At 35.9% G+C, this 11,911-nt stretch carries 9 protein-coding genes and 1 riboswitch; all 9 genes read right to left on the bottom strand.

Annotated elements, in window-relative coordinates; genetic code table 11:
• Nucleotides 1-261 precede the first annotated feature (261 nt).
• On the bottom strand, nucleotides 262-1,413 hold the full coding sequence (locus HWV59_RS23745) for a histidine kinase N-terminal domain-containing protein (RefSeq protein ID WP_102228535.1): 1,152 nt from the start codon (nucleotides 1,411-1,413) through the stop codon (nucleotides 262-264).
• A gap of 181 nt (nucleotides 1,414-1,594) precedes the next feature.
• Entirely contained in the window at nucleotides 1,595-2,221 is a 627-nt protein-coding gene (locus tag HWV59_RS23740; protein WP_102228828.1) for an ECF transporter S component, read from the bottom strand.
• Between the two features lie 26 nt (nucleotides 2,222-2,247).
• Nucleotides 2,248-3,906 carry an ABC transporter ATP-binding protein gene (locus HWV59_RS23735; RefSeq protein WP_175640517.1) on the bottom strand — a complete coding sequence of 553 codons (1,659 nt, stop codon included), beginning with the start codon at nucleotides 3,904-3,906 and terminating at the stop codon, nucleotides 2,248-2,250.
• A complete protein-coding gene (locus HWV59_RS23730; protein ID WP_175640516.1) occupies nucleotides 3,879-4,766 on the bottom strand; it encodes an energy-coupling factor transporter transmembrane component T in 888 nt (295 codons plus the stop codon). The genes HWV59_RS23735 and HWV59_RS23730 overlap by 28 nt, the downstream gene beginning before the upstream one ends.
• Nucleotides 4,767-4,771: 5 nt before the next feature.
• Nucleotides 4,772-5,656: a DUF4430 domain-containing protein gene (locus HWV59_RS23725; RefSeq protein ID WP_175640515.1), complete on the bottom strand. Its 885-nt coding sequence runs from the start codon at nucleotides 5,654-5,656 to the stop codon at nucleotides 4,772-4,774.
• A gap of 73 nt (nucleotides 5,657-5,729) precedes the next feature.
• Entirely contained in the window at nucleotides 5,730-7,637 is a 1,908-nt protein-coding gene (locus HWV59_RS23720) for a DUF4430 domain-containing protein (protein ID WP_175640514.1), read from the bottom strand.
• Nucleotides 7,638-7,772: 135 nt separating this feature from the next.
• Nucleotides 7,773-7,958, bottom strand: a riboswitch (cobalamin riboswitch).
• Nucleotides 7,959-8,340: 382 nt separating this feature from the next.
• On the bottom strand, nucleotides 8,341-8,490 hold the full coding sequence (gene rpmG / locus HWV59_RS23715; RefSeq protein ID WP_102228530.1) for a 50S ribosomal protein L33: 150 nt from the start codon (nucleotides 8,488-8,490) through the stop codon (nucleotides 8,341-8,343).
• Between the two features lie 20 nt (nucleotides 8,491-8,510).
• Nucleotides 8,511-9,701, bottom strand: coding sequence for a GTP-binding protein (locus tag HWV59_RS23710; protein ID WP_175640513.1), 1,191 nt, complete (start codon nucleotides 9,699-9,701; stop codon nucleotides 8,511-8,513).
• Nucleotides 9,702-10,081: 380 nt separating this feature from the next.
• Nucleotides 10,082-11,392 carry a coiled-coil domain-containing protein gene (locus HWV59_RS23705; protein ID WP_235991885.1) on the bottom strand — a complete coding sequence of 437 codons (1,311 nt, stop codon included), beginning with the start codon at nucleotides 11,390-11,392 and terminating at the stop codon, nucleotides 10,082-10,084.
• Nucleotides 11,393-11,911 lie beyond the last annotated feature (519 nt).

The following is an 11,911-nucleotide window of genomic DNA, read 5'->3' as shown; positions in this document are numbered from 1 at the left end:
TATCGTAACCCCTTTATACGAAATTTCGTTCATACACATATGAACATTTGTTACGTTGTATAGTATACCACGAAGTACTTATAAAGATAAATAGGTAAAAACTGAAATTTCGAGAAATTTCTCAATGTATAAAACACCTGATTAAAAACTTCAAGTCTTAATGTTGATAGCTTAGTTTTTCTTAAATATTCATCTATCATCCATAATACTTACTGATAGAAATATAAAAACCGACCTCAACGTCAGGTTAAGGTCGGTTCATTATGCGTTTTCCGGTAATCTAATCACAAAAGAGGTTTGATGCTGATCTGACTCGCAATAAATTGTTCCCCGATGTTTTTCAATAATTGATTTACAAACAAATAACCCTATCCCCGTACCAAAGCTTTTTGTTGTGTAAAAAGGTTCAAAGATAGTTTCCCTTATTTCTTCAGGAATTTTAGGACCATTGTTTGTAATCGTAAAGGAGATCGTATGATCTGTTTTTACACAGCATATCCATAGATTTCTTTCCCTTGAATTTTTTTGTTTTAATGCATCAATGGAATTTAAAATGATATTAACCAATACTTGTTTTATTTCATCCCTTACGGCTATGATTTTACAGTTAGGCTCAATCTTAGTTGATACATTTACATCTCCATCAACAATGCTTGGGTATAAAAAGGAAATAATATCATCAAAGAGACTTTCTACGTGAATCTCTTCCTGATTTTTCTCTGCTGATTCTAACCTGGAGGCATGTAAGAACTGAGTGATTCTAAACTTCAGCTGATCTAATTCATGCTCAATTGTATCCATATATTTAAGGTTTGGGTATTCATTTTTTAACAGCTTCATAAATCCCATTACAGATGTTAAAGGGTTTCTAAATTCATGGACGAAGCTTGAGGACATTTGACCAAGTAGTGATAATCGATCATTGTGAGATTGATTAACAAAAAGCATTTTTTCATTTATTTCAATATCTTTTAACTCCGTATATCGTGTAACGGCTAGAAAACAATATCTGTCAAAATGATCATTGATTCTATCAATGATTGGCTGAAGGTCCTGGATGGATACACCGGACTTGTTTACATATTTAATGAGTGTACTTCTTCCAATATTCATATTGAATACAAACTCGCCAATATTGCTTTTGCTTAAAACCCGTTCTTTTGCAACCTTATGAGCAAGTTCTATCAATTCTTCATCACTTATTGTCTGCAGCAGTGATTTTTTCGCCAATTGATACATTTGGAATCCATTTTTCCTGACTCGATCCTTAAAGATATCATCATCATCAAGAATAACATTTTCCAGCCACAATGCTAAAAAATCTTCCTCTGATTCCTCCAAAAACTTGATTACCCTCTCTTCAACAGAATGCTTTGATCCAGATACCGAATTCACTTTTTTCACCACTTTCATTGTGTGAATGTCCTTAATGTAAATTAGACAAAAACTGATAAATATCCTTCTTTTTTATCACTTTATTCAAATTTCTATAAAATATGTTACAATTTGAAAAATCCGCTCTCTTTTTTTTACATATTGTCAATTAAACCCATCCATTATATGTAAAAAGACTGCTCCTAGGAACAGCCTTATCTTATTGATCTAATAATCCGTATTTTGTCTTAAATCGTTGTAATATTTTTAGCCAACTTTTTGCAAAGAGAAGCAGGAAAAAGACATTTGACAATGCATGGGCCAGGTCAAAATAAATGCTGGCTCCATAATAGGCGAGTACTTCCACATAGGTTATTTCTTTTCCAACACTTATAAAGGACCATAGGTTCATGACCCAACCAAATAGAATACCTGTGATAAACCCAAAAATGACTCTTCCGATCACGGTTGTTTTTATCCATGTTCCCCTTAATAGTCCTGCACATAATCCGATCATCCCCCATGTATACATTTGCCAGGGTGTCCAAGGTCCTTGCCCTAAAAATAAATTAGATACTAATGCTGCAAGAGTTCCTACAACGAAGCCACTTTCAGCTCCAAAAACAAAGCCTGTCATAATAATAACAAATGTAGTAGGCTGAACACTCGGGATTGACGCAAAAGGCACACGACTAACAGCCGCAACTGCAGCTAAGATCGCCAATATGACAAGTTCTCTTCCCTGCACCTTTTTCCGTTCAAATCTGATCATAAAAGGCAGAAATGTACCAAACATAACGAAAACACTAACGAGCATATAATTTTTTGTTGATAAAAGAACAAGCATGACGCTAATCGCCAAAACAATTGATATTAATAGAGCTTTTCTTGAACGGACCAAGATGAACACGCCTCCTCAACTGTTAAAGCATTTGGCACATGACTACCTCTTGTCATTCGATTCATTACGGTTGTATAAAACGCATTGCCTTGGAAAAAAGATCGAACTTGTGCTTCGGTTGTGATAGAGCCTTGAAACATCATGGCACACCTGGTTGAGAACTTTGCAGCAAATTCAATATCATGTGTGACCATGACAATCGTTAGCCCCTGTTGTTGTAATTGCTTTAGGAGCTTCCCAAAGCTTTGCTTCGCTTCAGGATCAAGACCTTTTGTAGGTTCGTCAACTAATAATAACGTTGGGCTTCTTAATAATACACCTGCTAATGCAGCTTTCTGCATCTCTCCGCCACTTACATCATAAGGATGACGCTTTTTTAAAGAAGAAAGATTAAACATTTTAAGGAGCTGTTCCATCTTCATTTCACCAGATGTTACTTGATGTTTTTTTATGATTTCTTCTAACTCAATCTCTATTGTGTCGTGCAAAAAAAACAATTTCGGATTTTGTGGTAAATAGCCAATTTCCTCAGATACTTGCTTTTTAACCTTTTTCCCTTTATAGATCATGGTCCCTCGCTGTACTTTATCTAGACCTGCCATAACTTTTAATAAAGTCGATTTTCCTGTTCCATTCGCTCCAACAATTGTCAGCCATTCACCTTCATAAACAGTTAATGATAATGCATCTAAAACCTTCTCTGTGTCTTTTGCATATTGAAAATCCACCTTTTTCAATGATAACAATTCGTTTTGATACACCTGCACTACATCATTAGGCTTATTTTCTGTAACGTGAAGCCTCCTCAACCACTGCTTCCCTTCCTTAACTGACAGAGGTATCATCTCATCCTGCTTTAGAGAAGTATATTCTAAAAATAGACGGGCAGGACTTGGTAAATAGTGATACAAAGGATGATTGATTGTTGAACCCAGTTTTTCAATTACTTTGCGAGGTGTATCAAAGTCCAATACTTCCCCCTTATCTAAAACGAGTGCACGATCTGCAATGCCAAACAGTTCCTCCAACCTGTGCTCAGCAATAATCACCGTGATACCGAATTCCTCGTTCATTGTTTGAAGCATCCCAATAAATTCTCTTGCAGCCACCGGATCCAGCTGAGATGTGGGCTCATCCAACAGCAATATTTTAGGCTCCATTAATAAAACAGCTGCTAAGTTGATCAATTGCTTTTGTCCACCGGAAAGTTCGTATGTTTTTCGTTCTAATAAATGTTCTAATCCAAAGAAATGAACGATCTCCGCTACTTTCTTTCTCATTTCTTCCGTTGATATCCCCATATTTTCCATTCCAAAAACAAGTTCCTCTAAAACTTTATCCATGACAATTTGGTTCTCCGGATCTTGAAATACCATTCCAATTTGTTTAGCCATTTGCTCAGAGTTTGCTTTAGCAATTGATTGGTTTTCTAAATAAAACTCTCCTGATTTCATTCCATGAGGAGCAATTTCACGTTTTATTAACCTTAGCAATGTTGTTTTTCCACTACCTGATGATCCACAAAGAACGATAAATTCGCCAGGTTCAACTGAAAAAGAAACGTTTTTTAAAACAGGTTGTGACTCATCAGGGTATTTAAAACTTATATTCTTCGCTTCCAATAATGCCATTGTAACGCCTCCTTCCCTTCAATAAGCTGTGGTGCTGAAAGATATAGAACAAAAACAGTGAGATAAAACCACTCCCTGCCTTGTATAATAGGGGACTCCAGCACTGGATAGATACTTAATACACCATCACCAAGCCACCAACCAGTTATTGCCGTACACATTACTATAGTTAAAATAGAAAGGAACAACCAATCACTTTGTCTCATCTTATAAGGCGTATATTTGCTTCTCTTTTTCACTCCATAACCGCGAGCTGCCATGGAATCAGCTGTCTGAATAGCCTCTTCAAGTGACCAAGTTAATAATATCTGTACAAGCAAGATGCCATTTTTTGCCCGTTCACGGACTTTCCCTTCTTTGACCGAAAGTCCCTTTCCTTTCTGAACAGTCTCAATTTCACGTAATCTCCTTCTTAGCAAAGGTACAAACCGCATGGAAAGCATGGTGAGCAACGCCCATTGCGGCAAAACTCTTGAAAATAAAAATAGAAACTTCTCCGCTGTCACAACAAGATGAAAAGTAGAAAATAGGACTAATAAAGTAAATATAGATAAAGCCAAAATAATTCCTTGGATCACTGCTTCAAGTAAAACAGGATTATCGTGAAGATAAAATAAAATATGCGTTCCTCTTCGATTAACTAATGGATTGAGTATAAGAAAAAATACAGATAGATATAGGAGCATACCAAACCAATTTTTCAGTGTTTTTCCTCTATCTAATTGAAGATTAAATAAAATAAACAATATGGCCGCAACAAACAAAAACACCGGATGCTTATATAGCATGACCAGTGCTGTTGCGCCAATATAATAAGTAAAACTCACGAAGGGGTGAAAAGAATGAACACCTCTTTTCATAGTAATCAATCCTCTTTATAATTTGTTGTGTAAATCCATTGAATCTTGTCACCATTCGAAACCTTCGTCACACCTGCACTTCTTGATAAAGTTGATCCATTTTGCTTCACTGTCCATCCACTAAGTGGTCCTCGATCAAATTCAAACAAGTTACCAATTCCCTGCACATACGCTGTAGAACCGCCACCTGTCATACTAATTGGAATGCCCTTTGACTTAAGTATTTTTAATGTTACATCTAATACTGTGTTTCCTTCACTCATTTCTACCTTAGTAGCAGAAAGAATCGTACCTTTTTCGCTATCGCCGACTACTGAGATGGTTACAGTTGGTTTTGGTTCTTGTTTTTTGGGTTCTTCCTTTTTTTGTTCTACCTTAACAGGGGGTGTAGTGGTTGTTTTATCTTTTACTGGTTCAGATTGATTCTTATTTTTGTTTTCAGTATTCTGTATCGTAGTTTTCTCTGTATTTTGTTCAGGTTTTGTCGCAGCCTCTACTTGTTTTTTTTCTGTTGACTCTGTTTTACTAGTAGTTGTTGTTGTACGCTCGGATTCCTTAGCTTGTGAACTTTTTGATGTAGTTGCAGTTTGCTTTTCCTCTGTACTTTGGGAATTTAAGTCTTCCGCATGCCCAGCATCTTGTTCAATCGGTTTTACTTTTTCTGTTGTTTCATCATTTTTTTCTGTGTCTTCATTCGTTACCTCAGTTTTTTCAGATTCTGTTGATTTCGATTCTGTATCTAACGTTTGCTTAACTGCATTTTCCCCATTTGCTATCTCTTCAGCAGGTTTTTGCTCAAGTGCCGGAGTCACCTCATCTTTCGCACATCCTGATAGAAATAAGAGAATAGTAGTAAATAGGATCATAAGGAGTGTTTTATATTGTTTCAATTAATAGTCCTCCTATTTTTCATATTATTTTACTAGAAAGAGCAAACGCCCTCAAATATAGAGGGCATTTACACTATCCTTTATTCATTTGCTGCTTACGATAAACAAGCACAATAGCTCCAATTGCAACGAGAATCATACCTACAATTATCAGATTATAGTTTGATGTCGCTGTATTAGGAAGAGGATTACCTTTACTTGGTGAATCTACTTTTTCCACTGGGTTTGGCTGATTTATTGTCTCAATTGACTCTTCATCATCCGCACTTTTAGGTGCCTCTTCTTTACTATCTGGCTGTTCACTACTTTGAGGAGTCTCTTCGTTTTCATCTATTGGTTCAGGTGAATTTCCCTTATTAAGTGAGAAATGATATAGAGAACTATCACCTAATAACTGATAAGCTACTAAACCTCTATATGCTTGATCTGTTGAGAATGAATCACTCTCATCCCCACCTTGCCAATCAAATCCGCCATCTTTGTTTTGGAATGATAAGAGATAATTAATTAAACTGATACCTTCATTTGTAAAATCATCACTATGAGCATCAATTGAGAGTGCTGATAAGGCAATCACCACTTGAGCTGCGGTTGAACTATTATCGATTTTTGATGACTGATACTGATTTGACAAGTATAATACCGCTTTATCTATAGATTCTTTAACTTTGGTTTGATAAGGTGCTAGAGCAGTTAAAACCATTGCAGTTGTATCAACATCACTTGCTGCATCTCCGCTCCAAGACCAGCCTCCATCACTATTTTGATTTTTTATTAATTCATTTACCAGTTTTTCTTGATTCCACTTTGCTGAAGATGGAATTGAAAAATCAGCACTATCCAGAGCGATAAGGGCATATGCTACACCATTTAGTCCCTGCTTTGTAACATTTCCATTATAAATGGACTCTACTAGATTATAGCCTTCGAAATTTGTTGGATCTTCACCGGCAGCTAAAATACCTAATGTCAATCTTTCATAATCTGTTATTCTGGCAAAACTACCTTGGCTATCATTAACCTGTTTTTTTAGATTGGTAAGATACGTGTTTGGTATCGTTTTACCTGCTTTCTTAAGAGCAATTGCTTGCCAGTCACCAATTTCATTTTCTAATACATACTCACTTGCTAAATTAACACTGTTATTAAATACTTCTTTATTAAATGGTTCAAGCTTGTTTTCTTCTTCAACCGGTTTTTCTGTTTCTTCATTCTGTTCACTTTGTTCATGTTCTTCCTCTACTGGATCCTCAGATGGAGTTTCCCATGATTCGTATCTTAATGAAATTTGATCACCATTTTGAAGCTTGTAGCTGTCAATTCCTACTGAAGCTAACTCGTCATTTACATACAACATCCAGTAATAAGGATCTTCTTGAGGAACTCCTCCAAGACCAGTAACCATTACACCATATTCAGAGGTGGTATATTCGATATTCTCTACACCATAAGCTGTCTTTAATAGGTCAAAGGCTGTTGGTTCGTGAATAAAAGAAACACTCATTGGCTCTAGCAATATTTCACTTTCTTGTTCTCCAATAATACTTATAGATGCACTATTTTCCGGAGTCTCTTCCCAGTTTGTGTAAACAAAACTTAGACGATCTCCTTCTTGAACAACATAACTCCCTGCACCTACTTGTGATGAGACGCCGTTTATATAAAATGCCCAATAATATGGTTCTTTTTCGCCGGGTTTTACACCGTTTATCCCCTCAATATATACTCCATATTGAGATTCACTATATTCTACATTTTCTTCTCCTACCGTTTGCAATAGTACGTCAAAAGCAGTAGTATTCTCAGAATATGTATAGTTTGTGTCATCAAGCAAGACTTCATTGTCCTTACCAATAACCGAAATGATTTCATTTTGTTCTACTAATTCTTCAGCAAAAGCATTAGTAGGGGACACACTTACAACATACGTAAACACAAGTAATAAAGATAGAAATAGATTTCTAGCCTTATTTAGTACCATATAGACTCTCTCCAATCTAAATATCAAAATTTTAAGCATTAAAAAAATCCTCTACAAAGGAGGATAAGAAACGTTAAGATATTTAGACAAAGTGTGCATTAAACCTTTCCCTATCTTAACCTTCTCCTATCCGCGTAGGCAGGTAAAAAATAGGCAGGTCTCCTGGCTCATGATCAACACTTTAAACCGCCTTCCCATCAATGACAGTGGCATATAGTAAAAAGCTCCCATTTACAGTGGCGGGACCGCGCCGGATTTGCACCGACTTCCCTTTTCATGATAGATTCTATGAATCTATCAACCTATTTTTGTATCCTATTCATTTTTGCTTTTTTAATCATAGTCTAGTATGAAAAGAGTGTCAATATATGTATGACAGAATCGCTTAATATTAGAAAAACGCAAACGCCTTGGTGAGCCCCGACAGGCATAAGACGCTCAGGAATAGAAGACGTTCTTTGTCTTCAATTCCTGAGTGGCTTATGACCCCGAGGTAGTCAATAACGGGACGTCCTGTCGCACTAACTGCACTTACACATTCTGTGCTTCGGGACTAGGCGCTGGCAGTCTAAAAACGCGACGTCAATCTCCACGACTGCACTTGACTTCATGTGCTTCGGAGCTAGACACCTACACTCTACAAAACCTTATGCTATTTGGTAATACAAAAAACCATGACTAAAGAGTTAGTCATGGCACATCTCTATTTTGTTTCACGATGTAATGTATATCTTTTTAACCTCGGAGAATATTTTTTCAATTCAATTCGATCAGGATTGTTCCGCTTATTTTTTGTTGTGATGTAATTACGATCTCCTGTTTCTGTGCATGCCAATGTAATTTTTACTCTCATTATTTTTTTCCTCCTAAGATTTAATTTACCTCTGTAAAGGCTGGTAGAGGGTCAGTAAACTGAGACCAGTCTTGTTGCATTTCTTCATCTGTTAATATGCATTGATTAAGAGATGCTACAATTTCATCATGGTTCATATCAATCCCAATCATCACTAATTCCGTCATGCGATCACCGTATTGATTGTCCCATTTTTCATGTAATTCTGGTTCCTCTTTCAACATTTCCTCTTGTTCATCCTTTGGATAAGACGCAATCCATTCACCTGCACCTTGAATTGTAATGGAAGGTCCAGCCTGTGAAAGAAGACCTGTCACATCGTTTCTAGATGCGAGCCAAAAAAATCCTTTTGCCCGAACAACATCTACTGGCCAGTTTTCCAGCCATGTCATCAATCTTACTGGATGAAATGGACGCTTCTTCTTATATACAAATGAAGAAATCCCATACTCCTCTGTTTCAGGTATATGTTCATTTACAAGCTCTTGGATCCATCCAGCAGCTTGACTTGCTTCTTCAAAATCAAAGAGATTTGTTTCTAAAATTTCAGACATAGCTACCTTCGAAAAACTAGTTTCAATTATTTTTGCTGTTGGGTTCAATTTATGGATTACTGCACGTAATTCTTCAACATCTTCTTTATTTACCAAATCGGTTTTATTTAATAGTAAAATGTTAGCAAATTCCACTTGGTCAATGAGCAAATCAACAACTTCTCTCGTATCAGATTCATCTGTCGCTTCTTTGCGATCCAGCAATGTCTCACCTGAAGCAAAATCATGCCAAAACCTGTTTGCATCTACAACCGTAATCATTGCATCAAGTATACAAATATCAGTTAAATTAATACCAAGCCCCTCATCAATATAAGAAAAAGTTTGTGCCACTGGTATTGGTTCTGATATACCAGTAGATTCTATAACTAAATAATCAATATCACCTTGGTTTACAAGCTTTTTCACTTCAACAATGAGATCTTCTCGAAGTGTGCAACATATACATCCATTTTGAAGTTCTACAAGCTTTTCTTCCGCCCTCGTAAAACCACCTTGTTTAATAAGTGAGGCATCAATATTAACTTCACTCATATCATTAACAATAACAGCGATTCGCCTATTTTCCCTGTTCATTAAAATATGATTTAATAATGTTGTTTTCCCTGCACCTAAATATCCGCTTAACACAGTTACAGGAACTTTTCTTTTAATCATTTAAAATTCTCCTTATACAAACCGTTATTATTACGATTTAAATTTTAGATCTATATATCAACAATCCCTACCTACGAACATAAAACGTAATGTTTACGTTTTAAATAGTATTATATATCCCTTTAAAACGCAAGTTTTTTTACATTTTTTATTGCATATATGTTTAGAATTCGTTTAATCGGGAATTTATGAACTAAAGATTATTTTTCGCAACTGAAGCTACTCGCATACTAGCGAGCAAAAAAGATGAAACATGTGTGTAGTTGTGCTAAATTCTATACTTAAAAGCAGACTCTACATGGAATAATCTTCCTTGCTTCTAATTTAAACATTTTAACGCACAAAAAAGCTGACAACTTTGTGCCAGCTCTTTAAGAATATTACATGCTTACGCGTACTACACGTCCGTTAAATTTTTCTGCCCAATAACCGCTAGACATATTTGCAATTGCAACACCAGTTGAGCTTTGGGATCCGATAAATTTGCCTCCACCTACATAGATGCCGACATGTCCATCTGTTTTGTAAGTGTTAAAGAATACTAAGTCACCAGGTTGCATATTACTCGTTGAAACCTGTTTACCTGCATATTTAAGTGAGTCAGTGCTTGCACCTACGCTTACACCGATAGTAGAGAATGCCCAATGTACAAACCCGGAGCAATCGAAACGGCCGTTTGCTACATCATAAGAATTTCTTCCGCCACCAAATACATATACTGAGTTACCAATATACTTATAGCCGGCACGAATTAAATCATTCACTGTTCCATTCGGATTTACAGGAGTTGATTCAACAGTTTTTGAAGAATCGGCAGTTTTAGAAGTATCAACAGTTTTTGAAGAACTTCCTTTTGCTAATTGAACAGATTCTGAAGAGGAATCATCATTTGAAGATCCTTGGGCGATTGCTGCAGATGCAGCCTCTTGAGCAGCTATGTTAGCTTCTTTTTGCTTAAGGCTATTGAGTGCAGCAAGCTTGGCTGATTCTTCATTCTTCAGCTGCTCTCTTAATGTATCATTTTCCTGTTTTTGAGAAAGAATGTGTTCCTGCATACCGTGTAATTCTGATTTCATCGCTTCTAAATCAGAAAGCGCTTCAACTTTTGAAACCTTCTTTTCATTTAATTCCTGTTCGTCAGCTTCTTGTTGTTGAATCATTGCACGGTCAGCTTCCACAATCTTTCCAACTGCCATTGCGCGATTAACAAAATCACTAAAACTAGAAGAACCTAGTAATACATCAATATATTCTACATTACCACCACTGTGTTGGTAAGAAATTGCGCGTTGTTTTAAAACTTCTGTTCTCTCTTTAATAGATTCTTCTAGTTCTGCTATTTCATCTTCCATTGCTGAAACTTCATCTTGAGTTGTTTTTATTTTTGATTCAGTTTCTTTTATTTTATTTGAGTTATCATTTATTGCCGCATCAACACGTTCACTTTTCTTTTTCAGCTCTGCTAACTCTTGTTGGATTTGCTCTACTCCCTGAGTAGTACTTTTTATATTTTCCTGAATTTCTGTACGTTCTTCCGTTTCAGCGTTAGCCGAAGGAATAGCAAATGAACTTCCTAATCCGATCATGACTACTAAATTCATGATAACTAGTTTCTTTTTCGACATTCTCTTCCCTACTTTCGTTTCTCTCGTACAATCAGTATTTTTTCCTATGTATCTATTATAATTCATTACTTTATACTCATATTTGCCACAATTAGTAGTATATCATCAAAAAATGACAAAACAATGTTTATAATATTACAATTATATTTCAAATATAACAAAAGCCCTTTTTATTCTACTAAAATTGGCACATGTTACACTGTAACATAGATACCATTTCAATTCCACCATCAATCTATAAATGGAATCGTTTCGGTTTCTTTGTTACTATTTATTAGATTGATTGTCTTGGATGAGGTAGTTTCGATTTCTTGTATTCCCTGTAAATAGATATTGTAGTTTCTGTAGGATCCTTTTGGCACTTGAAGGGGATTTTATAAGTAGAATTCCTGATTGCTTATATTATCTGAGATGAGGAACTTATAACCAGTCAGTAAAGGGTTCCGTTTTCGGGTGCATCATTTTTATTATGATAGACAATGAGTATTGTACAATAAAAAAAGATGGTCAATTCTCCTGTCATTGCAGTGCCGTTTTGAGTATCAATTTTAATGAGGGGGAGAAGGTCCGCATTATCGGTTCGGG

Origin of the sequence: Metabacillus schmidteae (genome assembly GCF_903166545.1) — a bacterium.
GTDB lineage: Bacteria > Bacillota > Bacilli > Bacillales > Bacillaceae > Metabacillus > Metabacillus schmidteae.
This window is presented reverse-complemented; position numbering and strand designations above follow the sequence as displayed.